The following is a 23,353-nucleotide window of genomic DNA, read 5'->3' as shown; positions in this document are numbered from 1 at the left end:
GCCGCAAGTTTTGCTCCTCTATGGCCAAAAACTGGCACTTTCGCGGGCGGTTGCGGCACGTCCGAGTCCTCTCCGGATCACATCCAACTCTGCCATATTGTCCAAAAGTGATGAGAGCCACTTCCTACTTATCAGTAACCTACGCAGGCGTAGGTAGCATGAGCGCCATGACAGCGGATCAGAACCCGGCTACGGACCCGGTCGCCGACGTGACGGCGACGAGCGCGGCGCCCCTGCCCGCCAAACCCGCCTGGCGCGGCTGGCTGCACGCGGGCATGTTCCCGGCCTCGCTGGCGGGGGGCATCGTGCTGATCTGCCTGGCGGACTCACCGCGGGCCCGGCTCGCCTGCGCCATCTACTCCGTGAGCGCCTGGCTGCTCTTCGGCATCAGCGCGGTCTACCACCGCTTCACCTGGGGCCCGCGCGGCGACGCGATCCTGCGCCGGCTGGACCACGCGAACATCTTCCTGATCATCGCCGGGTCCTACACGCCGTTCACCATCCTGCTGCTGCACGGCGGGCGGCGCGAGACGCTGCTCTGGCTGGTCTGGGGCGGGGCACTGGCCGGGATAGCGTTCCGGGTCTTCTGGGTCGGCGCACCGCGCTGGCTCTACACGCCGTGCTACCTGGCGCTGGGCTGGGCCGCGGTCTTCTTCCTGCCCGACTTCCTGCACACCGGCGGGGTCGCGGTGATCACGCTGATGATCGTCGGCGGGCTGCTCTACAGCGCGGGCGGCGTGATCTACGGGCTGAAGCGGCCCAACCCCTCACCGCGCTGGTTCGGGTTCCACGAGGTCTTCCACGCGTTCACCCTCGGAGCGTTCATCGTGCAGTACGTAGGGGTCTCGCTGGTGGCGTACAGCGTGACGAGCTGAGCACGCCCACGGTCCGCCGCCGTCAGTGGGAGGCGCGCTCGCGGACCCGGCGGCAGCGCTCGCAGTGGGCGGCGTCCGGGCGGGCATCGGGGTCGGCCGCGGGCTCGTGGCGGGACTCGACCGGATGACCCAGGTACCGGAACCGCCGGGAGACGTGCACCATCACCAGCAGCGCCTCCACCGAGGCCACCGCCCACACCAGTGCGGCGCCGTCGGCCAAGTAGGCGGCCACCACGGCCAGAGCGGCACCGACGACGGCGACCGTCCCCCAAAGCTGCAGGTCCCGCGTGTCCTTCATGGCGCTCGCCACCTCTCCCCGGTCTAACCCAGTGACACATGGTATCTACCGATAGTGACAGGGCGTAGTCAAAGACGAGCGAACAACACATCAATGTTTCATCAACTCCGGGTGCCGGAACGGCTGCCGGTCCCGCCCGGGGCGTCCAACGCCGAGTGGCCCCACGGGAGATGATCCCGTGGGGCCACTCGGCTGCGCGGCCTCGGTCAGCCGCGCGCCCGGCGGCGGACGGCCAGGCCGGCGCCCGCCAGCGCGGTCACTCCGAGCGCGCCGGCGGCCGTGAGCGCCGGCACGGGCAGGCCGAGTGCGCCGCCCACGGCGCCCGCGCCCTGCTGCGCGACGCTCGCCGTGGTCGGCGAGAAGCCGCCGCCCAGCCCGGCCTTGTCGTAGGCCGAGCCCGGCAGCTTGTCGCCGTACCGCCGGTGCACCAGCTGCTGGTACGCCGCCAGGCTCGTCCCGTTCGCGCCCACCGACTCCCGGGCCTCGGTGTCCAGCGGCAGCACCCGGCCCGCGCGCAGCACGTACCAGGCGTTCACCTGCGGCTCACGGAAGACCGTGCCACCGCCGCCGGCCGCGCCGCGCGCCGCATAGTCGGTCTCGTCGCTGCCGGAGGCGATGTTCACCACCCGCCAACTCCCGTTCTGCTGGACGGCCCAGACCGAGGCCTTCTGCCCGTCGGCGGCCACCGCCTCGGTCGCCGTGAAGTCCGCCCGGGCCACCGGCGATCCCTTGGTGCCCGCGACGAAGCCCGGGTCCAGGGTGTAGACCGGGACCGTCGCGCCGACCAGCGTCGGGTCCGCCTGTGCCGCCGCCTTGGCCTCGGCGGCCGCGCCGAGCTGGAGCGGCTGGGTGGGCGGCACGCCCCTGCGGGCGAAGAAATCGCCCAACTGACCGAGGACGGCCGGGCTCTGGACCGCCGAGCGGGCGGCGGCCAGGTCACCGGCGGCCACCGCGGCGGGTGCCGCCTCGCCGGCCGCCCAGGGTGCGGACTGCGGTGCGGCCTGGGCCGGCAGCGCCAGCGCGAGTCCGGCCGTCGCCGCCAGGACGGCCAGCACGGCTGCCCGATGCGAGAACTGAGTGATCGTCATGGCTCCTCCTCACGCTCCGATCTGGTACAGGGAGTGGGTCCAGGAGAAGGAGTCGTTGCTGACGTAGTAGTTGTAGTCCGCCCAGTTGTAGCGGTTGTCCGAGGGCCACGGGTCGCCCCAGTAGACCCAGTTGTTGCCGGTGTCGTACCCGTACAGCACCTCCATGTGGCCGCCGCCCGAGGACCACTGGATCCGGGTCTCGACCGGCCGGTTGTTGGTGATCTCGTTCTGCACGGTGCTGTAGTACAGGTACCCGGTGACGTAGTTGCCCGGGTTGATCCCGATCCAGCCGAGCGCGTTCTGCACGTCGTCCAGCGCCGCCTGGCTGTTGGGGCAGGAGGAGTTGATGCTGCGGCCAAACGCGGCGTTGCAGAACTGGTTCTGGCTGTAGGTGTAGCCGAACCAGCTCGCGACGGTGTCGCCGCTGGCCGCCCAGCACCAGTTGGAGTTCTGCTGTTGCTGCATCCCGATGTTGAGCGTCTTCCAGCTGCCCGCGTCGGGGGTCGCGGCACTGGGAGCATCGGTCCCGGAGCTGGTGCCGGCGGCGAACGCCGGCTGTGCCTGGGCGAGCCGCCCGGACTGCGCGGGCGGTGCGGCGGCGGCCGAGGCCGGGGAGCTCGCCGCCACGGTCAGGGCCGGGGCGAGCGTGGCCAGCGCGGCGACGGCAAGCGCCTTGCGCAGCCAGGCCGTTCCGGTCGGCCGGGCCGTTCTGGTCGGCCGGGCGGTTCTGGGCAGGGGCATGGGCGTTTCCTCCTTGCGGACGGGCAGGGAAGGGAAGTGGGGGACACGCGAACCCCGGTGCCGTCGCGGGCGGCGGTGGGGTGTGACCGAGCATCAGCCGTTGACCGTCCCTGGTCAACCGTGGTTCGGTGGCCTCCGGACCCGGTGTGAACGGCGCCCTCCGAGTGTGAACAGCACCGGGCGCCGGGCGACGCAGGGCCCACCCCACGGGTGACGAGGGGCCATGGAGGTGTGAATATTCACCGCACCCGCCGCCCCGGGAGGGAGGCCGCGCCATGGGGCGATCGCCACAGCGCACCGCACCGCACGCCGTGCGGCCCGACCTGGCCACGGTCCTGCGCACCGGCCCGTTCCACCTCGCGCTGCGCACCGCGCTCAGCGCGCGCGGCCTGGCCCTGCACCGGGTCCAGCAGCACCTCGCGCAGCGCGGCGTGCACGTCGGAGTGACCAGCCTGAGCTACTGGCAGCAGGGCCGGCGCCGCCCCGAACGCGCCGAGTCGCTGCGCGCGGTGCGGGCCCTGGAGGAGGTGCTGGAGCTGCCCGCGCACTCGCTCACCCGGCTGCTCGGCCCGCGCCGGGCCGCTGCGGACGCCGCGGCCGGGCCGCCGGTGGCCACCCGCCCCTACCGCGACCTGATCGCCCCCGCCGACGCGGTCGACCACCTGCTCGCCGGGCTGCCCGGGCCGCGCGACACTGATCTGCACACGGTCACCCACATCGAGCGGATCCGGATCGGCGCCGACCGCCAGTTGCTGCGCCGCGACTCGCAGCACGCGGTGCGGGCCCACCGCGACGGCATCGACCGGTACCTGGCGATCCACCAGGGCGACCCCGGCTGCGACGTGTCCCAGGTGGTGGTGCGGGCCGAGGAGAACTGCCGCCCGGGCCGGATCAGACGCGACCCCGCGGCCCAACTCGTCATCGCCGAACTGCTGCTCGACCGCCGCCTGCGCACCGGCGAGACCCACCTGCTCGGCTACGGCTTCGACGACGCCCCCGCGCCGCAGCCCAGCACCGAGTACGTGCGCGGCTTCAACTCCGGGACCGGGCAGTACGTCCTGCAGGTCACCTTCCACCCGCAGGCGCTCCCGGTGCGCTGCCACCGCTTCGTCAGCAGCGCACCCGGCGCGCTGCCCGACGAGACCGAGGAGCTCACGCTGGACGGGCACCACTGCGTCCACTTGATCGCCACCGGGCTGGCGCCCTGCCTGCTGGGCATCCGGTGGGACTGGGACTGACCGCCTCAGCCCGTGAAGCTCAGTTCCAGGTTGTCCGCCACCGGCCGGTAACCGATCTTCTGGTAGATCGAGTTGCTCACCGGGTTCGCCAGGTCGGTGTAGAGCAGCACCTCCTGGGCCCCGCGCGCGATCGCGAGCGTGGAGGCGCCCGCGGTCACCGCGCTCGCGTAGCCGTGGCCGCGCTCCTCGGGCGGGGTGTAGACCGGGCCGATCCGGGACATGCCCGCCAGCGTCGGGGAGACCGCCGCGATCGACACCGGCCGGACCTGCTCGTCCGCGCCGTCGGTCTCCCACACGAGGATGTCCCCCTCGGCCGTGCGGCGGGCCACGCTCTCCTCCACCGGGGTGAAGGCAGGTATCCCGGCCTCGGTCAGGAAGGCCTGCCACCAGCCGACCAGCAGCGCGTGGTCGTCCGGCCCGGCGGCGCGCAGCCGGCCCCGCACGGTCGGCAGGACCAACTCGCCCAGCCGATAGAGCCGCAGGCGCTCCCGCACGTCGGTGGTCAGGTCGAACCGCTCGGCCCAGGCGCCGGCGAACGCCTCGGCCACCGCCGTGGTGGCCGCCACCCCGGACAGCCCCGACCACCCCTCGGGCAGCGCCAGTGCCAGCTCGGCCGCGCGCTCGGGCGCCATCGCGCTCAGCCGCAGCGCATGCGGCGGGGTCTGCACGAAGGCCGCGGTCACCGGGGCCTTCGGGCCCGCGCGCCACCAGCCCAGGCGCGGCGGCAGCGCCGGGTCCCCACCGACCGACTGGCCGGCCGCCAGCCGGTGGACGAGGGTCAGCAGCACGGTGTTGGCGGCCGGGTGCTCGCCCAGGAAGCCCTCCGCGTGCGCCCGGAACTCCGCGACGTCCTCAGTGCATGTCCAAGTCATCCACCGATCCTGGCCGCCGCATCCGCCGCCCGCACCTGAATATCCGGGGCGGCGGATGCGCCCGCCTCAGCGCCGGGTGGCCCCCACCTGCTCGGCCAGCGCGGCCGGGTCCGAGGTCGGCACCTGGCAGGCGAAGTGCCGGCAGACGTAGGCCGCCGGCGCCCCGTCCAGCAGCGGCCGGTCGGCGAGCAGCGGCACCTGCAGGCCGGTGCTCTCCCCGGTCGCCGTGCCGAGCGCCACCACCGCGCCGGGCGCGGTGGCCAGCAGCGCCGTGCGGTGCAGCGCCGCCGTGCGCGGATCGTCCGCGGCACCGACCACCGCCACCTCGCGCGGGCCGTCCAGCAGCGCCTCGGCCGCCGCCAGCCCCCATCCGATGAACCGCGGTGCCTGCCCCGCGAGTGCGCCCACCACGCCCAACGCCCGCTCCGCGGCGGCGCGGTGGCGCTCCGAACCGGTGTACGCCGCGTACGTCAGCAGCGCCTGGGCGGCGGCCGTCCAGCCGGACGGGGTGGCGTTGTCGGTCGGGTCCTGCGGCCGGCGGATCAGCTCCTCGGCATCATCGGCCGTGTCGTACAGGCTCCCTGACGCCTCGTCGGTGAAGTGCACGAGCACCGTGTCCAGCAGCCCGCCCGCGAGCCCCAGCCACTCGGCCTCCCCGGTCACCGCGTACAGCGCGAGGAACCCCTCGGCCACGTCGGCGTAGTCCTCCAGCACGCCCGCATTGGCACCCGGGCGACCGTCCCGCGAGGTACGCAACAGCCTTCCGTGCGCGCTGAGATGGACGCTCAGCAACAGATCGGCCGCGCGGCCCGCGGCCTCCACCAGGTCCGGGCGGTCCAGCAGCGCGCCGGTCTCGGCGAGCGCCGCGATCGCCAGCCCGTTCCAGGCGGCCACCACCTTGTCGTCCCGCGCCGGGGACGGCCGCTTCGCCCGCGCCGCCAACAGCCGCTCGCGCAGCCGCTGGTAGCGCGGGACGTCCTCGGGGTCGGCCAGCAGCTGGAGCACCGAGGCCCCCTCCTCGAAGGTCCCGTCCTCGGTCACCGCGAACAGCCGGGCCGCCAGCGCGCCGTCCTCCTCCCCCAGCTCCCGCGCCAACTCCCCCGGCGTCCAGACGTAGTACGCACCCTCCCGGTGCGCCCCGTGCGCATCCTCGCTGTCCGCGTCCAGCGCCGAGGCGAACCCGCCCTCCGGCGTGCCCAGTTCACGCACCAGGAAGTCCGAGGTCTCCAGCGCGATCCGCCGCGCCCGCTCGTCCCCGGTGGCCCGCCACAGGTGCAGGTAGACCCGGATCAGCAGCGCGTTGTCGTAGAGCATCTTCTCGAAGTGCGGCACCACCCAGCCCGCGTCCACCGAGTAGCGCGCGAACCCGCCGCCGAGCTGGTCGTAGATCCCGCCGCGCGCCATCGCCTCGGCCGTCCCGGTCACCATCTCCAGCGCCACCTCGGACCTGGTGCGCGCGTGGTGCCGCAGCAGGAACTCCAGCGCCATCGCCGGCGGGAACTTCGGCGCCCCGCCGAACCCGCCGCGCGCCGGATCGAAGCTCCGGCTCAGCCCCGCCAGCGCCTGGTGCAGCTCCGCCTCCCCCGGCGCGGCCAGCCCCGCCCCCGCCCCGTACACCCCGGCCCGCTCGGCCAGCTCCGCCCGGATCCGCCCGGCAACCTCGGCCACCTCCTCACGCCGCTCCCGCCACGCGGCGTCCACCCCCTCCAACACCTGCCGGAACGAGGGCATCCCGTGCCGCGGCTCGGGCGGGAAGTACGTCCCGAAGTAGAACGGCTCCCGCCCCGGCGTCAGGAACACGGTCATCGGCCACCCGCCCTGCCCGGTCGCCGCCTGCACCGCCTCCATGTACACGGCATCGACGTCCGGCCGCTCCTCGCGGTCCACCTTCACCGCGACGAACCGCTCGTTCAGGTAAGCAGCGGTTGCTTCGTCATCAAACGATTCGCCGGCCATCACATGACACCAGTGACACGCGGCATACCCGACAGACAGCAGCACCGGCACCCCCCGCCGCTCCGCCTCCGCGAACGCCTCGGGGGACCACTCCCACCAGTCGACGGGGTTGTCGGCGTGCTGCTGCAGGTACGGGGAGGTCGCGTCCGCGAGACGGTTCGGCATGCAGTCATCCTCGCGCACAAAGTTGACGAAACCTGTATGCGGCGCAGCAGGAGCAGCGAGGTTGCACTAGTTCCTCGGCCCGCGACACCTCGTGTCCCACCCGCTCGAAGCGCCCCGCAGCCGTCGGCCACCGACGCGCCGGTCGATGGGAGACTCGAACCATGCGAGCCGTTCCCCCGTCCAGCCCCGAGGTCTCGGCCCGGATGAGCCGACAGACCAGCAAGGACACCAGCGCCGAACGAGCGGTGCGCCAGCTCCTCCATGCTTCCGGGTACCGCTATCGGATCCACTATCCGGTGCCGGGCATGCGCAGACGCACGATCGACATCGCCTTCACGCGAGCGAAGCTGGCCGTCCTGGTCGACGGTTGCTTCTGGCACGGCTGCCCCGAGCACGCCACCAGCCCCAAGGCGAACGCCGAATGGTGGCGGCAGAAGCTCGACCGCAACATCGAGCGCGACCGGGAGACGACCGCACAGCTGCTGTCCGAAGGCTGGACGGTCATGCGGTTCTGGGAGCACGAGGCACCGGAAGCCGTCATGCACCAGGTGTCCGAGGCCGTCGACCAGGAGATGGCCGACAGGCGCCGGCGACTCGCAGAGAGCGGGAGCGAAGGCGAGGGCGAGGGCGAGGGCGACTGATCGGAGCCGCCGGGACGCGCAAGAGCAGCGGCCCACCGTCGCCTCATGGGCTGACGGTGGGCCGCTGTGCTGCGGTGCTCACGGGTCAGGGGGCGGAGTCCTGGACGCTCGGGCTCTTGTCGTAGGCCTTGATCGGGCTCATGCCCACCCCGTTGATCGCCACCGTGTCCTGGGTGCTGACCTGGGCGCACTTGGTGGAGTCGTCGGCGGTCTGCGCGTCGCTGTTGCTCAGCGCCTGCTGGGTGTTGACGGGGGCCGGGGCGGCGGCGGGGGCGCCGCTGCCGGAGCCGCCGGCGGGGGCGGAGCCGAAGGTGGTGCCGCTGGTCCAGTCCTTGCCGATGACCAGGGTGATCCCCGGGCCCTCGCCGGGCTTGACGGCGGAGGCGGGCAGGCCGAGCGAGGCGGCGACCTCCTGGGCGTCGGCCTCGCGGCCAGCGGTGTAGGTGACCTCGCTGGTCTCCGCGGTGACCGTCGCGTTGGCGGCGGAGGTGGCGGAGTTGTAGCCGGCCGCCTTGAGCGCGGTGGCGAGGTCACCGGCGCGCCCGGCCACCCCGCTGCCGTTCTTCACGTGGACCGCGATCTCGCTCTTCGGGGCGCCGGAGGGCGCCGCGGGCGGGGCCGAGCTGGTCGCGGGGGCCGGCGTGGGCGACGGCGCGTTGGGGTCCGCGGTCGAGGTGGCGGAGGCGGCGGCCGAGGACTTGTCACCCGTGCCGGTGGTCAGCGCGACGTCGTTGGTGATCGCGGAGAAGAGGTTCTTCGCCGCCGGCGCGACCAGCACCCGGCCGTCCTCGCCCTTCACGTTGTCGGGCTCGTTCTGCATCGTGGTCATGGTGATGCGGTTGGCCGGGACCTTGTTGAGGTCGTTCGCCAGGCCCACCAGGTTGGTGATGCCGCTGAGCCCGTTGTCGACGGTCAGCGCCTTGGTGGCGGCGTTCGCCAGCGAGAGCACCGCGGCGGGGTTGGTCAGCGTGCCCGCGCTCTTGAGCTGGCGGACCATCGAGCTGAGGAACATGTGCTGGGAGACCGTACGGCCCAGGTCGCTGCCGTCGCCGAAGCCGTGCCGGGTGCGGACGAACTCCAGGGCGGCCATGCCCTGCAGGGTGTGGTTGCCCTTCTTCAGCTTGAGGTGCGAGTACGGGTCGTAGACGTTGTTGTCCACGCAGACCGGCACGCCGCCGACCGCGTCCGACATCTGCACCACGCCGGTGAAGTCGACCATCATGAAGTGGTCGATGGGTATGCCGGTCAGCTGGTGCACGGCGGCCACCGTGCAGCCCGGGCCGTAGTCCAGGGTGCTGTTGATCATGTCCCGGTGCGGCTTCATGCTGGTGTGGTTCTGGGTGTCCGTGCAACCGGGCAGCTGCGTCTCGAGGTCGCGCGGGATGCTCATCACCGTCGCGTTGCTGCGGTCCGCCGAGACGTGCAGCACCATCTCCACGTCGGCGTTGGCGCCGGGCCCGCAGTCGCCGCCGATCGCGCAGTCGGCCGCGTTGTCACGCTGGTCGGAGCCGATCACCATGATGTTGATCGGGGTGCGGCCGAAGGCGTCCGGCGTCTCGTGGCCCGCGTCGCCCGAGGTGCCGGCGAAGAGCGCGGAGTGCTTGATGTTGCCGTTCAGCTTCTCGTAGAGGTAGCCGAAGGTACCGCCGGTGACCAGCACCAGGCCGGCCGTGGTGTATGCGAGGATGCGCAGGCCGCGCCGCTTGGGGGGCTTGCGGCTCTTGCGGGCCGCCGCCCGGCCGCCGGTCGCGGGGGCCGACGGCTGGGCGCCGCGCGCACGCCGACGTGGCCCGGGACCGGGGCTGTCCACCTGCATTCCGCTCACGTCCGCTGTCCTTCCGCCGTCGATCTCCGGCTGTGACGCCTGCCACCGGGAGCACGGCGCAGCCGTACGTCCGGTTGCGAAGCAGCCGGTGATCCTCCGGTTCCATCAGTCGCTCGCGGCCGGTGCCGTGAGGCGTTGCTTGGTTCGTGCCTGTCTGGACGTCGGCGTGTCGAGCCTCGGTTCCCAGGCGCGCAGCATAGCCGCCCACCCTTATAAGACTTAAGAGCGGAGCGAGCACTGCCCGCACGGCAGTTGAGTGACCGGCGCCACACAACGGCTGTCCGTCCGGGTCCGGTTCAACGGGCCGCTGACCGGCCCTGTCGGCACGGCCGAGCGGGCCGCGAGGGGCAGGAGCGGCACGGACCCGGGGGAAACGGGTGCGATGGAACGGGAGTTGGCCGGCGCTCGGACAGTGATCGAGGTCACCGGCCGGACGGGCGGCCCGACGGGCGGTGCCGGCGGACCGGTTACTCCTTGGGGCTCTCCGGCTCCTCCGCGAAGTCGACCCGCTTGAAGCGCGAGTTCATCGACTTCAGCAGGAACCAGGTGGCGACGCCCAGCCCGCAGAAGACGACGAAGCCCAGCAGGCCCGGGGTGACCGAGTTGGGGTCGTAGGCGAGCTGGGTGGTGGCGTGGGCGAGGTTCAGGGGAGCGCTCATTGCTCCATGGTGACCCGGCTTCCCACGGGCCGGGTCACCGGGGTGGGGCGTGTCGCGCGCGACGCGCCCCACCAGCGCACCTACTGCGCCGCCTCGCCCGCCAGGCTGGTGGCGCGCAGGCCGGCGAACAGGTCGTCCTCCGGCAGGTCGGTGTCGACCAGCGAACGGGCCAGCTCGTAGTCCTCGGTCGGCCAGACCTCGCGCTGCACCTCCAGCGGCACCCGGAACCACGGGCCGTCCGGGTCGATCTGGGTGGCGTGCGCGATCAGCGCCCGGTCACGGGTCTCGAACCAGTCCGCGCAGTGCACCCGGGTGGTGATCTCGCGCTCCGCCCGGCCGCTCTTCTCCCAGCCCGCGATCCACTCGCCGTACGGGGAGTCGTGCCCGTGCTCGGTGAGGTACTGGTGCAGGGCGCGGATCCGGCCCATCGGGAAGCCGTGGTTGTAGTAGAGCTTCAGCGGCTGCCAGGGCTCGCCGGCCTCCGGATAGGCGTCCGGGTCACCGGCGGCGTCGAAGGCCCGCATGGTGATCTTGTGGGTCATGATGTGGTCGGGGTGCGGGTACCCGCCGTTCTCGTCGTAGGTGGTGATCACCTGCGGCTTGAACTCGCGGATCAGGCGCACCAGCGGCTCGGCGGCCGTCTCGACGTCCTGCAGCGCGAAGCAGCCCTCGGGCAGCGGCGGCAGCGGATCGCCCTCGGGCAGGCCCGAGTCGACGAAGCCCAGCCAGGCCTGCTCGACACCCAGGATCTCGCGGGCGGCGTCCATCTCCTTGCGGCGGACCTCGTGGATGTTCTCCTCGACAAAAGGGTCGCCCTGGAGCTTGGGGTTCAGCACTGAACCGCGCTCGCCCCCGGTGCAGGTGGCCACCAGCACCTCAACGCCCTTGGCGACATACATGGCCATGGTGGCCGCGCCCTTGCTGGACTCGTCGTCCGGGTGCGCGTGCACCGCCATCAGCCGCAACTGCTCAGTCAACGCCTGGTTCCTTCCGGGAATGTCCGGGCTCAGCATCGTCCCCCTATAGTGACGGACTGGAAGGCCCGCACATTCCCGTCGCCCGGCGCGTGGACAGGTGCCGCAGCCCACGGCCTTCCCGGAAGGGACTACCTGCCATGACCGCCACCAGCAGCACCGCCCCCGATTCGCTGCCCCAGAGCCGCTACGGCCGGCAGAGCGACGAGCAGGCGGACCGCACCCTCAAGCTGGTCGGCGCCGTGCTGGCGGTCCTGCTGCTGGGCCTGGTGGCCTGGCTCGGCGGCTCGTACCTGATGTCCGCCACCAAGCTCAACGGAGCGGTCCCGGTCTTCAACCCGGTCTCCGACAGCGAGGTGCAGGCCGAACTCTCGGTGACCAAGGACTCCGGCACCGGCGGCACCTGCACGATCCGCTCGCAGGCCGCCGACGGCTCGGTGGTCGGCCAGCTCGACGTCCCGGTCCCCAAGGCGGGCACCACGTTCGTCCAGACGGTCACGATCCGCACCACCGAGCGCGGCACCACGGCCGAGCTGATGGGCTGCACCCCGGCGAAGTAGCGCCGGGCACCGCCGTCAACCAGGGCCCCCGTCCGCCCTGGTGGGATTGGTCCGGCCGCGGACCGGGCAAGTGACTCGGAACAGCCCGGACAAACTGACCGTTAACGCACCGCTACCGGACTCCCACTGCGGGCCGGACATTGTTAGGCTCGTGGTTTCGCCCCTTCCGCGCCGGACGGCTCGGAGGCGGGCGTTGCTTTGTAGAGAGCACCTGTAGCACCCAGCACCTGTAGCACCGAACTGCTGACGAAAACCCTCAGCACCTCCCAGCACCGACGAGGAGCACCCGTGACCCAGACCAGCGAGACCGTGACCTGGCTCACTCCGGCCGCCTACGACAAGCTCAGGAACGAGCTCGAGCATCTGACCGGTCCGATGCGCGCCGAGATCACGCAGAAGATCGAGGCCGCGCGCGAGGAGGGTGACCTCAAGGAGAACGCCGGCTACCACGCCGCCCGCGAGGAGCAGGGCAAGATGGAGCTGCGGATCCGCCAGCTCACCCAGCTCCTGGAGCGCGCCAAGGTCGGCGAGGCCCCCGCGGACTCCGACGTGGTCGCCCCCGGCATGATCGTCACCGTCGCCTTCGCCGGCGACCCCGACGACACCATGGTCTTCCTGCTCGGCTCCCGCGAGGTGGCCGGCGACGACGACCTCGACGTCTACTCGCCGCAGTCGCCGCTCGGCCGCTCGATCGACGGCAAGAAGGTCGGCGAGGACGCCCAGTACGAGCTGCCGAACGGCAAGAAGGCCAGCGTGCGGATCCTCGAGGTCAAGCCCTTCACCGGCTGACCCGGCCACGCCCCGTGCGACGGCGGTGGGCCCGGACCGATCGGTCCGGGCCCACCGCCGTCGTCCGTACCGGGGCCCCGCTTGACGACAGAACGGCCCCCAGCCAGCGCCGACCGCAGAGCGGCCCAGCTGTCCGGCCGCGGAGCGGCCCCGGCTGTCCGACCGCGGAGCGGCTCCAGCTATCCGACCGCGGAGCGGTACTTGCGCACCGAGAGCCAGGAGAAGACCCCCAGCACCACCAGCGAGGAGACGATCGACACCCCGATCGCGTGCTGCATCGGCCAGGCCTCGTCCACCGGCCCGATCTGGTTGCCGAACAGGTCGCGGCAGGCCTGCACGGTCGAGCTGAACGGGTTCCAGTAGGCGACCGGCTGCAGCCAGCCCGGCATGCTGCTGATCGGCACGAAGGCGTTGGAGACGAAGGTCAGCGGGAAGAGCCAGATCAGCCCCGCCGAGGTGGCCGCCTCCGGGCTGCGCACCGAGAGCCCGATCAGCGCGCCGATCCAGGAGAACGCGTAGCCGAGCAGCAGGAGCAGCGCGAACGCAGCCAGCGCGCGGAAGAACCCGTGGTGGATCCGCCAGCCGACCGCGAGCGCCACCAGCGCGAGCACCAGCAGCGTGAACGCGGTCTGCACCAGGTCGGCGAGGGTCCGTCCGGCCAGCACCGCCGAGCGGGTCATCGGCAGCGAGCGGAACCGGTCCACCAGGCCCTTGGTCATGTCCTCCGCAATGCCGGCCGAGGCACCCGCCACCGCGAAGGTGACGGTCTGCGCGAAGATGCCGGCCATCAGGAACTGGATGTAGATCGAGGAGCTGGACCCGGCCATCGGGATCCTGATCGCGCCGCCCATCACGTACGAGAAGAGCAGGACGAACATCACCGGCTGCAGCAGCCCGAACACCACGATTTCCGGAATTCTGGACATTCTGCGCAAATTGCGCCGGGCGATCACCCAGGAGTCGTGCAGCATCGCCCCGATCCCGTGCCGCTGACGCGGGACGGCGCCGCCGATGGCGTGCTCGGTCGCGGTGGACGCGCTCATCTCAGGCCTCCTTCCGGGCCCGCCGGCCCCGGCCCCCGCCCCCGCCGGGCGCCGCGCCGCTCCCGCCGCCCGGCGCCCGGTCCTCCGGAGCCTCGCCGCTCGAAGCCGCCGTGGCGTGCCCGGTCAGCGACAGGAAGACGTCGTCCAGGGTCGGCCGGCGCAGCCCGATGTCGTCGATCTCGATCTCGCGCGCGTCCAGCTCGCGGATCACGTCGGCCAGCACCCGGGCGCCGCCGGTGACCGGCATGGTGATCCGCCGGGTGTTCCGCTCCACGCTGGGCTCGCCCACCGCGTAGCCCTTCAACGCCTCGACGGCGGTGCCGATCAGCTCGGCCTGGTGCACCACCACCTCCACCCGCTCGCCGCCGATCTGCGCCTTGAGCCGGTCCGCGGTGCCGCGCGCGATCACCCTGCCGTGGTCGACCACCGCGATGTCGTGCGCCAGCCGGTCGGCCTCCTCCAGGTACTGGGTGGTGAGCAGCAGCGTGGTGCCCTGCTCGACCAGGCTCTCGATGACCCCCCAGAGCGCCAGCCGGTTGCGCGGGTCCAGTCCGGTGGTCGGCTCGTCCAGGAACATCACCGGCGGTCGCACCACCAGCGCGGCGGCCAGGTCGAGCCGGCGCCGCATGCCGCCGGAGTAGGTCTTGGCGGTGCGGTCGGCCGCCTCCGCGAGGTTGAACCACTCCAGCAGCTCCAGCGCCCTCGCCTTCGCCGCCCTGGCCGGCATCTGGTACAACTCGCCGACCATCTGCAGATTCTCACGCCCCGTCAGGTACTCGTCCACGGCCGCGTACTGACCGGACAGGCCGATCACGCCGCGCACCCGGCCGGGTTGGCGCAGCACGTCCAGCCCGGCCACCACGGCGCTGCCGGAGTCGGGCCGCAGCAGCGTGGTGAGGACCCGCACAGTGGTGGTCTTGCCCGCGCCGTTGGGGCCGAGCAGGCCGAGCACCGTCCCCTGCGGGACGTCCAGGCTCACCCCGTCCAGGGCGCGCACGTCGCCGAAGGTCTTCACCAGGTTCTCGGCCTGGATGGCTGCTGGCATCGGGCTGTCCCCTCTGCTCGGAGCGGGCCCGGAAGGAGCGGGCGCAGTACAGGTCCACTCTGTCCCGCACGCCCCCGCCCGGCCACCCGGAGGCGCCGAGAGCGCCCCGGTCCCGACGGACCGGAGCGCCCTCACCGCGCCCCAACTCGGCCTGGACGCAGGCCGGAAGGATCAGCCCAGCGCGTGCGCCAGGTCGGCGACCAGGTCGTCGGCGGACTCGATGCCCACCGACAGCCGCACCAGGTCGGCCGGGACCTCCAGCAGCGAGCCGGCCACCGAGGCGTGCGTCATCCGCCCGGGGTGCTCGATCAGCGACTCCACGCCGCCCAGCGACTCACCGAGGGTGAACAGCCGGGCCCGGTTGCAGACCTCCACGGCCGCCTGCTCGCCGCCCTCGATCCGGAACGAGACCATGCCGCCGAAGGCCTTCATCTGCTTGGCCGCCACCTCGTGGTTGGCGTGCGAGGCCAGCCCCGGGTAGAAGATCTGGGTGACCTTCGGGTGCCGGGCCAGCAGCGCCACGATCTGCTCGGCGTTGGCGCAGTGCCGGTCCATCCGCACGCCCAGGGTCTTGATCCCGCGCAGCACCAGCCAGGAGTCGAACGGCCCGGCCACCGCGCCCATCGCGTTCTGGTGGTAGGCCAGCTGCTCGCCGAGCTCGGCGTCCGCCGCCACCAGCGCGCCGCCGACCACGTCGGAGTGCCCGCCCATGTACTTGGTGGTGGAGTGCACCACCACGTCCGCGCCCAGCGCCAGCGGCTGCTGGAGGTACGGGCTGGCGAAGGTGTTGTCCACCACGAGCAGCGCGCCGGCCGCGTGCGCGATCTGCGCGACGGCGGCGATGTCGGTCACGCCGAGCAGCGGGTTGCTGGGCGTCTCCACCCAGACCGCCTTGGTGTTCGGCTTCAGTGCCTCGCGGACCTTCTCGGGGTGCTGGGTGTCGGCCACCGAGAAGTCCACGCCCCAGCGGGTCAGCACCTTGGCGAAGAGCCGGAAGGTGCCGCCGTAGGCGTCGTTGGGGATCACGATGTGGTCGCCGGGGGCGAGCACGGTGCGCAGCAGGGTGTCCTCGGCGGCCAGGCCGGAGGCGAAGGCCAGCCCGCGCTGCCCGCCCTCCAGCGCCGCCAGGCACTCCTCCAGCGCCGTACGGGTCGGGTTCGCCGACCGGCTGTACTCGTAACCGCCGCGCAGGCCGCCGACGCCGTCCTGCTTGTAGGTCGACACCTGGTAGATGGGAGGGACGACCGCCCCGGTGAGGGGATCGGCTTCCTGACCCGCGTGGATGGCGAGGGTCTCGAAGCCCTGAGGGTGCTGGTGCTCAGTCATACGACCGAGCGTAGTGGCACCCGGACGGCCCGGGCGCGCGCTCGGTCCTCCCCGGCCGACCGGACCCGGCCGCGGCGGCGGAATCCCCGGCCCCGCCCGGGCGTTCACCGGACATGCTGTTCAACCGCCACAAGACCGCGCTCGTCACCGCCGACCAGGCCCTGCCCGGGCGTCCGGCGCCCGCCTTCACCCTGGCCGAGCCGCACACCGTGCTCGGCCACCCGCTGACCGGCCCCTACCCGCCCGGTCTCGAGGTCGCCGACTTCGGTCTCGGCTGCTTCTGGGGTGCGGAACGGACGTTCTGGCGCCTGCCCGGCGTCTGGACCACCCTGGTCGGCTACCAGGGCGGCCACACGCCCAACCCGACGTACGAGGAGGTGTGCAGCGGCCTGACCGGCCACACCGAAGCCGTCCGGGTGGTCTTCGACCCCGCGCTGATCTCCTACGAGACACTGCTCAAGACCTTCTGGGAGGCCCACGACCCGACCCAGGGCAACCGCCAGGGCAACGACGTCGGCACCCAGTACCGCTCCGCCGTCTACACCCACTCCCCCGCCCAGCTGGCCACCGCCCAGGCCACCCGGGACGCCTTCCAGCCCGCCCTCACCCGCCTCGGCCTGGGCCCCGTCACCACCGAGATCGCCCCCGCCGGCCCCTTCTACCCCGCCGAGCCCTACCACCAGCAGTACCTCTCCGACGCCAAGAACCCGGGCGGCTACTGCGGCCTCGGCGGCACCGGCGCCAGCTGCCCGATCGGCGTCGCGAAGACGGACGGCTGACCCCGGCCGGGCCCCGGCCGGCTCAGGGCAGGTCGGCCAGGCGGATGCCGAACTCGCGCCGCAGGGCCGCACGCGCCGCCAGGTGGCCGGACATGCCGTGGACGGCCGGGCCGGGCGGGGTGGCGGCGGAGCAGAGGTAGAGGCCGGGCAGCGGGGTGCGGTAGGGGTTCCAGCGCACGGCGGGGCGGAAGAGGCTCTGGCGCAGGCTGATCGCGCCCGCGCCGATGTCGCCGCCGACGTAGTTGGGGTTGTACGCCTCCCACTGCGCGCCGGTGACCGTGCGGTGGGCCAGCACGGTGTCCCGGAAGCCCGGGGCATGGCGCTCGATGGCCGAGGTCACCAGCTCGTGGCGGTCCACCGGGTCGCCGTGCGGGACGTGCGCGTAGGCCCAGACCGGGCGCCGGCCGCCGTGCGCCCGGCCGGGGTCGGTCACGGCGGGGTCGACCACCAGCACGAACGGGCTGGGCGACAGCTGCCCGCGCGCGGTCAGGGTCTCACCCGCGTAAAGCTGGGCCCGGGTGCCGCCGAGGTGCACGGTGCCGGCCTGGCGCAGCCCCGCGTCGGCCCACGGGACGGCCCCGTCGACCAGGTAGTCGACCTTGGCGGCGGCCGGCCCGTAGCGGTAGCGGGCCAGCTGCCGGGCGTAGCCGGCCGGCAGCCGCGGGCCGGCCAGTGCGAGCAGGCCCTTGGGCGCGACGTCGGCGAGCACCGCCTTGGCCCGCGGCAGCTCCCGCAGGTCGGTGACCGGAGTGCCGGTGTGGATCACCCCGCCGTGCGCGGTGATGTCGTCGGCCAGCGCCCGGGCGATCGCCTGCGAGCCGCCTCGGGCCAGTGGCCAGCCGCTGCTGTGGGCGAGGTGGCCGAGCAGCACCGCGATCGCACCGGCGGCCGGCGAGGGCAGCCGCCCCACGCCGTGCGCGGCGACGCCCGCCAGCAGCGCGGCCGCCTGCTCGGTGCGGAACTGGTGGCGGGCCAGCACCGTGCCGTGCCGCAGGATCCGCTCGGCCAGCAGCAGCGGGGTGGCCAGGTCGGTGGGCGGGGTTCGCAGGTCGGAGAGGAAGAGCCGGACGACCTCGGTGCTGTGCTCGACCAGCGGCGCCATCAGCCGGCGCCAGGCCGGGCCGTCCGCCCCCAGCCCGGCCACCGTGGCGTCCAGGTCGTGCCAGGCCAGCGCGGCGGGCCCGGTGGGCAGCGGATGCCCGTAGGCCACCGGTGCCCGCAGCAGCTCGACGCCGTGCGCGGCCAGGTCGAAGGCGCGGAGGAAGGGCGAGGCGGCGCCCATCGGGTGGACGGCGGCGCAGATGTCGTGCAGCACCTGCGAGTCGAACAGCGGCAGACTGCGCAGGCCGCCGCCGATGGTCCCGGCCGCCTCGTACAGCTCCACCCGCAGCCCGGCCCGGGCCAGCGTGACACCGGCGGCCAGCCCGTTCGGGCCCGTGCCGATGACCACGGCGTCGGGCGCACCACCGCTGCCGGTCCTGCCGCCTGTGCGCATGCGTCGATCATAGGACCCGACCCGCTTGCCGCAGCGGAGAGTTCGCGGGGTGGCCGACCGCGGACCGGCCACCCCGCGGCTCAGCCGCTCGGCTCAGCCGGCCCCGCGGCTCAGCCGGCCCGCGGCTCAGCCGATCAGCTCAGCCGGCCCGCAGCGCCTCGGTCAGCCAGCCGAAGGCCGGGCCGAGGGCGGGCTGCGCGGGCCAGCCGTTGATCTGCCCGATCAGCTGCCAGTACCGCTCGTAGCGCGGGTCGTTGCCGTTCTCCATCCGCTCCAGCAGCCAGGCCCGGAACTCCGGTCCGTCCGGGCGCTCGAAGAACCCGGCGAAGGCCCCGGCCAGTTCGTCGAGCACCGGCCCGGCGACGGCCCCGCCCGGGCTGATCCCGGCTGCCAGCGCCGCGCCGGCCCGGCTGAGCACGAGGTCCACCAGCGCCCGGTTGGCGGCCACGTCCTCCTTGGTGCCCAGCGCCCGGTCCTGGGCCTGGTAGGCAGCCGCCTTGCGGACCCCGGCCCGGAACGCCGGGTCCTGGACCAGTTCGGCCAGCTCGACCCAGGCGTCGGTCTGCGCGGGGGTCGGGTCGTCCGGCAGCTCGGGCATCGCGGCGCGCATCTTGGCCACGAACTCGGGCCCCACGTCGAGCCCATCGAAGGCCTCGTCGATGAAGTCGTTGATCAGGCGGCGGCGTTCCCGGTCGGTGAGCTTGGCGAGCTTGTGCATCAGTTCCATCTCCTCGGGTGTGGCCCCCCGCCGGGCCACCGCGCGCAGCACGGAGCGACGCAGCCGCAGCGTGCGGATCTGCACGTCCAGGGCCTCGGCGTGCGCCTGCGCGACCTCGGCGACGGTGACCTCGCGGGCCAGCACCTGCTGGATGGTGGCGAGGTCGACGCCGAGTTCGCGCAGCGTGCGCACCAGGTCCAGTCGGGCCAGCGCGTCGGGTCCGTAGCGCCGGTAGCCGGCGGGGGTGCGGTCGGTCGGCGGCACCACGCCCGTGTCGGACCAGAACCGGATGGTCTTGACCGAAAGGCCGGTCAGCCGGGCCAGTTCCCCGATCGTGTGCAGGGTGTCGTCGTCCATGGCCACCACCTTGGGGTCTCCCGTCACTGGAGACTCAAGCCTAGGAGCGCCCCGCCGGGATCAGAGCGCGCTGCCGGCCTTCCAGTCGGCCCAGGAGAGGTTCCAGTCGCTCAGGCCGTTGCCCGGATCCACCGTGCGGTCACCGGAGTTGACCACCTCCACCACGTCGCCCGCCATCGAGCTGCGGTAGAACTTCGCGCCGTCGGTGCCCGGGTCGCCCGCGCCCTTGACGTCGCGCAGCGCGATGCAGCCGTGGCTGGTGTTGCTCCTGCCGAAGGCCGAGGGCGCCGACCAGTAGTTGCCGTGGATGAAGGTGCCCGAGGTGGTCAGCCGCTGGGCGTGCGGCACGTCGGGGATGTTGTACTCGTCGCCGAGGCCGACCGTGGCGGAGTCCATCTTGGTCTGGTCGAACCGCTCCGAGATGACCATCCGGCCCGCCCAGGTGCGGTGCTGGGGCGAGCCGCCGATCACCTTGTAGACGGCGCTGACCTGGCCGTCGGTGGTCACCGTGAGGGTGCCGGCCGCGAGGTCGGCCACCGAGGTCTGGGCCCGGCCGACGGTGAAGCCCACGTCCTTGGACTGGGTCCCGTAGACGCCGGGGGCGCCCTGGACGTCCTTGAGCCGCAGCTTGAGGGTGACCTTGGTGCCCTTGGCCCAGTACTGCTGCGGGCGGAAGTCGAGCCGGGTGCTGGAGTACCAGTGGCCGACGATCTCCACGCCGGGCTCGGCGGTCACGGTGATCGCCTGCTGGACGGCCTTGCGGTCGGTGACCGGCTTGTTGAAGGTGATCGAGACCGGCATCCCGACGCCGACGGTGGAGCCGTTCTCCGGGGTGAAGTGGCCCACGAAGGTGTTGGCGGGGGTGGCGGTGCTGAACGAGGTGTTGGCGTCCGCCTGCAGCTTGGCGCGGTCGGTCGCGACGGCCGCCACCGTGTACCGGGTGCCGCTGCCGAGCGGGTCGGTGCTGGTCCAGCTCTGCCCGTCGGCCGCGAGCTGCCCGGCCAGCTCCCGTCCGGTGGCGTCGGCGACCTTGACCGAGTCGAGCGTGCCGTCGGCCACGGTCACGGTGACCGGCTTGCCGAAGGCGGCGTTGGGGGTGCCGTCGGCGGGCGAGACGGTGATCACGGCGGCCGAGGTCTTCGGGGTGGGGCCGGCGGCGCCGGGCGAGCTGCCGGCGCCGGACGAACTGACGACGGACGGGCCGCCGCCGCGGCCTGTGCTGCAGGCGGCGACCATCAGGACCGGCGCGCCGAGCAGCCCGGCGAGCACCCCGCGCCGGCTCCAGGTCCCACCGTCCGTGCCACGTTCCCGCTGCTCCTGTGCCACGACCGTCTCCCTGCTGCCGACCCACATATCGGATATAACGACTCGATCCAGGGCGTATCGGTTCCGCCGAAGAGGTTCAGATCGTATGAGATGGCGAGAGATTGCGCCAAAAATGGACATACCGCCCAACTGACCGGCCGTTTGGCCGCCGCTGGACGGTATGCGCAACGCCGCGAGGGGAGTTACTCCACCTCGAACTCGTAGCTGTCCTCCTCCGGGTCGTACGCGACCTGCGCGGACTCCCAGGTGGCCTGCGTGAGTTCCACCCCGGGCACGTCGCCGAGCAGCGCGACGGGGTCGATGAAGTGGGCGAGCGAACCCGAGGGGTCCAGCTCGATCGCCTCGACGGACTGGGCGCGCTCCTCATCGTCGAGGTACTCGTCGGCCTCGACCTGGCCGAGCGCGGCGGCCTTGAGGGCGCCCTCGTCGGTGATCTCGGCGATCAGCTCGATGCTGAGGCGGACATAGCGGGGGGCGTCGGACTCTTCGACACTGGTCTCTTCGGTGCTGGTCATGGGCCGAGCGTAGGCGAGAACGGTGCCGTTGACCCAACGGCACCCGCCGACGCCCACCGGCGCCCGCCAACGGCCCGTCGGAACACCGCAACGCCGGAACGCCGGAACGCCGGGAACGAACACCGGAACGCCGGAACGCGGCGAGGGCCGGCCCCGGTGAACCCGGGACCGGCCCTGCCGGTCGCTCCGCCCTGCTCCCCCACCCGGGAGCCGCGGAGCCGCGCCACCGAGGGCGCGAGGTGCCGTGGGAGCCGCCACACCCTGCAGGCCGGCGCGAACCAGCGGCAGGGGCGGGACGACGGCGGCCCCCTCGTGGGGCCCCTCCACCCGCGAGCGGGCCGGGAGGGAGACACAGTGCACCGGGTCAGGCCGGTGTCGTGTGTCCGATGGCCGCCGTGCCCGGGGAGCCGCTCCCGGACACCGCCTGCCATCACGCTCGGCGTTCTGCCGTGCGCACTACGATGCCGGACCGTTGTTAACCGGGTGCTGCACGCAGATGACGCCGGTGTACCAGATGGTCCGAAAACGAACCATCAGGTAAACCGGCGTCACACCCGGCCGAAGGAGCACCAGCGGCACGGCGCCGCCGGTGCGGTACCGGCGGCGCGGCCCGGGCCCGCGACAGGATCAGTGCGCGGTGCGGGCCATGAAGGCGAGCAGGTCCTGGCGGGTCACGATGCCCTGCGGCTTGCCGTCCACCAGCACCACGGCGGCGTCGTTGGCCTCCAGCACGCTCATCAGACCGGTCACCGACTCGCCCGAGCCGACCACCGGCAGCGGCTTCGACATGTGCTGCTCCAGCCGGTCGGTGAGCTGCGCGCCGCCGCTGAACAGCGCCGCCAGCAGGTCGCGCTCGGCCACCGAACCGATCACCTCGCCGGCCATGATGTCCGGGTGCCCGGCGCCGGGCGAGACCACCGGCATCTGCGAGACGCCGAAGTCGCGCAGCACCTGCACGGCCTCGCCGACCGTCTCGGCCGGGTGCATGTGGACGAACTGCGGGATGCCCTCGTGCTCGATGCCGTCCTTGCGGGCCAGCACCTCACCGATGGTGTGCTCGTCCTCGGCGGTGGGCAGGAAGCCGTAGTCCGCCATCCAATCGTCGTTGAAGATCTTGGACAGGTAGCCGCGGCCGCCGTCCGGCAGCAGCACGACGACCACGTCGTCGGGGCCGAGCCGCTTGGCGACCTCCAGCGCGGCCACCACGGCCATCCCGCAGGAGCCGCCGACCAGCAGGCCCTCCTCCTTGGCCAGGCGGCGGGTCATCTGGAAGGAGTCCTTGTCCGAGACGGCGACGATCTCGTCCGCCACCGTGCGGTCGTAGGCGGTGGGCCAGAAGTCCTCGCCGACGCCCTCGACCAGGTACGGACGGCCGGTGCCGCCGGAGTAGACCGAGCCCTCCGGGTCGGCGCCGATCACCTTCACCGTGCCGTCCGAGGCGTCCTTCAGGTAGCGCCCGGTGCCGGAGATGGTGCCGCCGGTGCCCACGCCCGCGACGAAGTGGGTGATCTTCCCCTCGGTCTGCTCCCACAGCTCCGGGCCGGTGGAGTGGTAGTGCGAGGCCGGGTTGTCCGGGTTGGAGTACTGGTCCGGCTTCCAGGCGTTCGGGGTCTCCCGGACCAGGCGGTCGGAGACGTTGTAGTACGAGTCGGGGTGCTCGGGGGCCACCGCGGTCGGGCAGACCACGACCTCGGCGCCGTAGGCCCGAAGCGTGTTGATCTTGTCAGTGGACACCTTGTCCGGACAGACGAAGATGCACTTGTAGCCCTTCTGCTGGGCCACGATCGCCAGCCCCACGCCGGTGTTGCCGCTGGTGGGCTCGACGATGGTGCCGCCGGGCTTGAGCGCGCCCGAGGCCTCGGCCGCCTCGATCATCCGCATCGCGATCCGGTCCTTGACCGAACCGCCCGGGTTGAAGTACTCGACCTTGGCCAGCACGGTGGCCGAGATGCCCTCGGTGACCTTGGTCAGCTTCACCAGAGGGGTGTTTCCGACCAGCTCGATGATCGAATTGTGGTACCGCACGGGGATCCTCCCGGTCTGTGGCCATGGCCGTTCTTCGGTGATC

Annotated in this window: 22 protein-coding genes; 6 read left to right on the top strand and 16 right to left on the bottom strand. The window is 72.6% G+C overall.

Going from position 1 to position 23,353, the window contains the following annotated elements; genetic code table 11:
• The first annotated feature begins 158 nt into the window (after positions 1 to 158).
• Positions 159 to 875, top strand: a complete 717-nt coding sequence (gene trhA / locus OG500_RS23010; protein WP_442789204.1) for a PAQR family membrane homeostasis protein TrhA — start codon at positions 159 to 161, stop codon at positions 873 to 875.
• 22 nt (positions 876 to 897) lie between these two features.
• On the opposite strand, the gene OG500_RS23005 is transcribed toward trhA, so the two are convergent.
• The 3 genes from OG500_RS23005 to OG500_RS22995 all read right to left on the bottom strand — a co-directional run bounded on the left by OG500_RS23005 (position 898) and on the right by OG500_RS22995 (position 3,002).
• Positions 898 to 1,173, bottom strand: a complete 276-nt coding sequence (locus OG500_RS23005; RefSeq protein WP_327068631.1) for a hypothetical protein — start codon at positions 1,171 to 1,173, stop codon at positions 898 to 900.
• A gap of 206 nt (positions 1,174 to 1,379) precedes the next feature.
• Positions 1,380 to 2,261 carry a hypothetical protein gene (locus OG500_RS23000; RefSeq protein WP_329583029.1) on the bottom strand — a complete coding sequence of 294 codons (882 nt, stop codon included), beginning with the start codon at positions 2,259 to 2,261 and terminating at the stop codon, positions 1,380 to 1,382.
• A 9-nt stretch (positions 2,262 to 2,270) separates the two neighbouring features.
• Complete coding sequence (locus OG500_RS22995; protein ID WP_329583026.1) at positions 2,271 to 3,002, bottom strand: papain-like cysteine protease family protein; 732 nt, start codon at positions 3,000 to 3,002, stop codon at positions 2,271 to 2,273.
• Positions 3,003 to 3,277: 275 nt separating this feature from the next.
• Here OG500_RS22995 and OG500_RS22990 point away from each other — a divergent pair, with 275 nt between their 5' ends.
• Positions 3,278 to 4,240 carry a hypothetical protein gene (locus OG500_RS22990; protein ID WP_329583023.1) on the top strand — a complete coding sequence of 321 codons (963 nt, stop codon included), beginning with the start codon at positions 3,278 to 3,280 and terminating at the stop codon, positions 4,238 to 4,240.
• Between the two features lie 5 nt (positions 4,241 to 4,245).
• Here OG500_RS22990 and OG500_RS22985 read toward each other — a convergent pair whose 3' ends face one another.
• A complete protein-coding gene (locus OG500_RS22985; RefSeq protein WP_329583020.1) occupies positions 4,246 to 5,112 on the bottom strand; it encodes a GNAT family N-acetyltransferase in 867 nt (288 codons plus the stop codon).
• A 66-nt stretch (positions 5,113 to 5,178) separates the two neighbouring features.
• Positions 5,179 to 7,233, bottom strand: a complete 2,055-nt coding sequence (locus OG500_RS22980; protein ID WP_329583017.1) for a thioredoxin domain-containing protein — start codon at positions 7,231 to 7,233, stop codon at positions 5,179 to 5,181.
• 161 nt (positions 7,234 to 7,394) lie between these two features.
• On the opposite strand from OG500_RS22980, the gene OG500_RS22975 reads away from it, so the two are divergent.
• Complete coding sequence (locus OG500_RS22975; protein ID WP_329583014.1) at positions 7,395 to 7,874, top strand: very short patch repair endonuclease; 480 nt, start codon at positions 7,395 to 7,397, stop codon at positions 7,872 to 7,874.
• An 85-nt stretch (positions 7,875 to 7,959) separates the two neighbouring features.
• On the opposite strand, the gene OG500_RS22970 is transcribed toward OG500_RS22975, so the two are convergent.
• The 3 genes from OG500_RS22970 to mca form a co-directional block, all read right to left on the bottom strand.
• On the bottom strand, positions 7,960 to 9,690 hold the full coding sequence (locus OG500_RS22970; protein WP_329587679.1) for an LCP family protein: 1,731 nt from the start codon (positions 9,688 to 9,690) through the stop codon (positions 7,960 to 7,962).
• A gap of 476 nt (positions 9,691 to 10,166) precedes the next feature.
• Positions 10,167 to 10,358, bottom strand: coding sequence for a hypothetical protein (locus OG500_RS22965; protein ID WP_327068579.1), 192 nt, complete (start codon positions 10,356 to 10,358; stop codon positions 10,167 to 10,169).
• An 80-nt stretch (positions 10,359 to 10,438) separates the two neighbouring features.
• A complete protein-coding gene (gene mca, locus OG500_RS22960) occupies positions 10,439 to 11,335 on the bottom strand; it encodes a mycothiol conjugate amidase Mca (RefSeq protein WP_327068577.1) in 897 nt (298 codons plus the stop codon).
• Between the two features lie 137 nt (positions 11,336 to 11,472).
• On the opposite strand from mca, the gene OG500_RS22955 reads away from it, so the two are divergent.
• Positions 11,473 to 11,892, top strand: a complete 420-nt coding sequence (locus OG500_RS22955; protein ID WP_327068576.1) for a DUF4307 domain-containing protein — start codon at positions 11,473 to 11,475, stop codon at positions 11,890 to 11,892.
• Between the two features lie 288 nt (positions 11,893 to 12,180).
• Positions 12,181 to 12,681 carry a transcription elongation factor GreA gene (gene greA, locus OG500_RS22950; RefSeq protein ID WP_327068575.1) on the top strand — a complete coding sequence of 167 codons (501 nt, stop codon included), beginning with the start codon at positions 12,181 to 12,183 and terminating at the stop codon, positions 12,679 to 12,681.
• Between the two features lie 179 nt (positions 12,682 to 12,860).
• Here greA and OG500_RS22945 read toward each other — a convergent pair whose 3' ends face one another.
• The 3 genes from OG500_RS22945 to OG500_RS22935 all read right to left on the bottom strand — a co-directional run bounded on the left by OG500_RS22945 (position 12,861) and on the right by OG500_RS22935 (position 16,095).
• Entirely contained in the window at positions 12,861 to 13,724 is an 864-nt protein-coding gene (locus tag OG500_RS22945; RefSeq protein WP_329583010.1) for an ABC transporter permease, read from the bottom strand.
• A gap of 1 nt (position 13,725) precedes the next feature.
• Entirely contained in the window at positions 13,726 to 14,769 is a 1,044-nt protein-coding gene (locus tag OG500_RS22940) for an ATP-binding cassette domain-containing protein (protein ID WP_329583007.1), read from the bottom strand.
• A 171-nt stretch (positions 14,770 to 14,940) separates the two neighbouring features.
• Positions 14,941 to 16,095: a cystathionine gamma-synthase gene (locus OG500_RS22935; protein WP_327068571.1), complete on the bottom strand. Its 1,155-nt coding sequence runs from the start codon at positions 16,093 to 16,095 to the stop codon at positions 14,941 to 14,943.
• Between the two features lie 113 nt (positions 16,096 to 16,208).
• On the opposite strand from OG500_RS22935, the gene msrA reads away from it, so the two are divergent.
• On the top strand, positions 16,209 to 16,874 hold the full coding sequence (gene msrA, locus OG500_RS22930) for a peptide-methionine (S)-S-oxide reductase MsrA (RefSeq protein ID WP_329583004.1): 666 nt from the start codon (positions 16,209 to 16,211) through the stop codon (positions 16,872 to 16,874).
• A 22-nt stretch (positions 16,875 to 16,896) separates the two neighbouring features.
• On the opposite strand, the gene OG500_RS22925 is transcribed toward msrA, so the two are convergent.
• From OG500_RS22925 to OG500_RS22905, 5 genes are all read right to left on the bottom strand, one after another.
• Positions 16,897 to 18,369 carry a phytoene desaturase family protein gene (locus OG500_RS22925; RefSeq protein WP_329583001.1) on the bottom strand — a complete coding sequence of 491 codons (1,473 nt, stop codon included), beginning with the start codon at positions 18,367 to 18,369 and terminating at the stop codon, positions 16,897 to 16,899.
• A 139-nt stretch (positions 18,370 to 18,508) separates the two neighbouring features.
• On the bottom strand, positions 18,509 to 19,444 hold the full coding sequence (locus OG500_RS22920) for a helix-turn-helix domain-containing protein (RefSeq protein WP_329582997.1): 936 nt from the start codon (positions 19,442 to 19,444) through the stop codon (positions 18,509 to 18,511).
• Between the two features lie 60 nt (positions 19,445 to 19,504).
• Positions 19,505 to 20,680 (bottom strand): L,D-transpeptidase, encoded by a 1,176-nt coding sequence (locus OG500_RS22915; RefSeq protein ID WP_442789357.1) that lies wholly within the window; start codon positions 20,678 to 20,680, stop codon positions 19,505 to 19,507.
• A gap of 272 nt (positions 20,681 to 20,952) precedes the next feature.
• Positions 20,953 to 21,285 carry a hypothetical protein gene (locus OG500_RS22910; protein ID WP_327068565.1) on the bottom strand — a complete coding sequence of 111 codons (333 nt, stop codon included), beginning with the start codon at positions 21,283 to 21,285 and terminating at the stop codon, positions 20,953 to 20,955.
• 627 nt (positions 21,286 to 21,912) lie between these two features.
• Complete coding sequence (locus OG500_RS22905; RefSeq protein WP_327068564.1) at positions 21,913 to 23,310, bottom strand: cystathionine beta-synthase; 1,398 nt, start codon at positions 23,308 to 23,310, stop codon at positions 21,913 to 21,915.
• Between the last annotated feature and the right edge of the window lie 43 nt (positions 23,311 to 23,353).

It is taken from the genome of Kitasatospora sp. NBC_01250, from assembly GCF_036226465.1.
GTDB lineage: Bacteria > Actinomycetota > Actinomycetes > Streptomycetales > Streptomycetaceae > Kitasatospora.
The sequence above is the reverse complement of the archived record's forward strand: the minus strand, read 5'-3'. Positions and strand labels throughout refer to the sequence as shown.

What these genes read in the sequence shown, in the direction of transcription:
- OG500_RS22920 (WP_329582997.1), bottom strand. Translation starts at nt 19,444, where the DNA reads ATGGACGACGACACCCTGCACACGATCGGGGAACTGGCCCGGCTGACC.
- OG500_RS22940 (WP_329583007.1), bottom strand. Translation starts at nt 14,769, where the DNA reads ATGCCAGCAGCCATCCAGGCCGAGAACCTGGTGAAGACCTTCGGCGAC.
- OG500_RS22995 (WP_329583026.1), bottom strand. Translation starts at nt 3,002, where the DNA reads ATGCCCCTGCCCAGAACCGCCCGGCCGACCAGAACGGCCCGGCCGACC.
- OG500_RS22915 (WP_442789357.1), bottom strand. Translation starts at nt 20,680, where the DNA reads ATGGTCGCCGCCTGCAGCACAGGCCGCGGCGGCGGCCCGTCCGTCGTC.
- OG500_RS22970 (WP_329587679.1), bottom strand. Translation starts at nt 9,690, where the DNA reads ATGCAGGTGGACAGCCCCGGTCCCGGGCCACGTCGGCGTGCGCGCGGC.
- msrA (WP_329583004.1), top strand. Translation starts at nt 16,209, where the DNA reads ATGCTGTTCAACCGCCACAAGACCGCGCTCGTCACCGCCGACCAGGCC.
- OG500_RS22975 (WP_329583014.1), top strand. Translation starts at nt 7,395, where the DNA reads ATGCGAGCCGTTCCCCCGTCCAGCCCCGAGGTCTCGGCCCGGATGAGC.
- OG500_RS22985 (WP_329583020.1), bottom strand. Translation starts at nt 5,112, where the DNA reads ATGACTTGGACATGCACTGAGGACGTCGCGGAGTTCCGGGCGCACGCG.
- OG500_RS22990 (WP_329583023.1), top strand. Translation starts at nt 3,278, where the DNA reads ATGGGGCGATCGCCACAGCGCACCGCACCGCACGCCGTGCGGCCCGAC.
- OG500_RS23000 (WP_329583029.1), bottom strand. Translation starts at nt 2,261, where the DNA reads ATGACGATCACTCAGTTCTCGCATCGGGCAGCCGTGCTGGCCGTCCTG.
- OG500_RS22945 (WP_329583010.1), bottom strand. Translation starts at nt 13,724, where the DNA reads ATGAGCGCGTCCACCGCGACCGAGCACGCCATCGGCGGCGCCGTCCCG.
- OG500_RS22935 (WP_327068571.1), bottom strand. Translation starts at nt 16,095, where the DNA reads ATGACTGAGCACCAGCACCCTCAGGGCTTCGAGACCCTCGCCATCCAC.
- OG500_RS23005 (WP_327068631.1), bottom strand. Translation starts at nt 1,173, where the DNA reads ATGAAGGACACGCGGGACCTGCAGCTTTGGGGGACGGTCGCCGTCGTC.
- trhA (WP_442789204.1), top strand. Translation starts at nt 159, where the DNA reads ATGAGCGCCATGACAGCGGATCAGAACCCGGCTACGGACCCGGTCGCC.
- OG500_RS22980 (WP_329583017.1), bottom strand. Translation starts at nt 7,233, where the DNA reads ATGCCGAACCGTCTCGCGGACGCGACCTCCCCGTACCTGCAGCAGCAC.
- OG500_RS22925 (WP_329583001.1), bottom strand. Translation starts at nt 18,369, where the DNA reads ATGCGCACAGGCGGCAGGACCGGCAGCGGTGGTGCGCCCGACGCCGTG.
- OG500_RS22910 (WP_327068565.1), bottom strand. Translation starts at nt 21,285, where the DNA reads ATGACCAGCACCGAAGAGACCAGTGTCGAAGAGTCCGACGCCCCCCGC.
- OG500_RS22955 (WP_327068576.1), top strand. Translation starts at nt 11,473, where the DNA reads ATGACCGCCACCAGCAGCACCGCCCCCGATTCGCTGCCCCAGAGCCGC.
- OG500_RS22965 (WP_327068579.1), bottom strand. Translation starts at nt 10,358, where the DNA reads ATGAGCGCTCCCCTGAACCTCGCCCACGCCACCACCCAGCTCGCCTAC.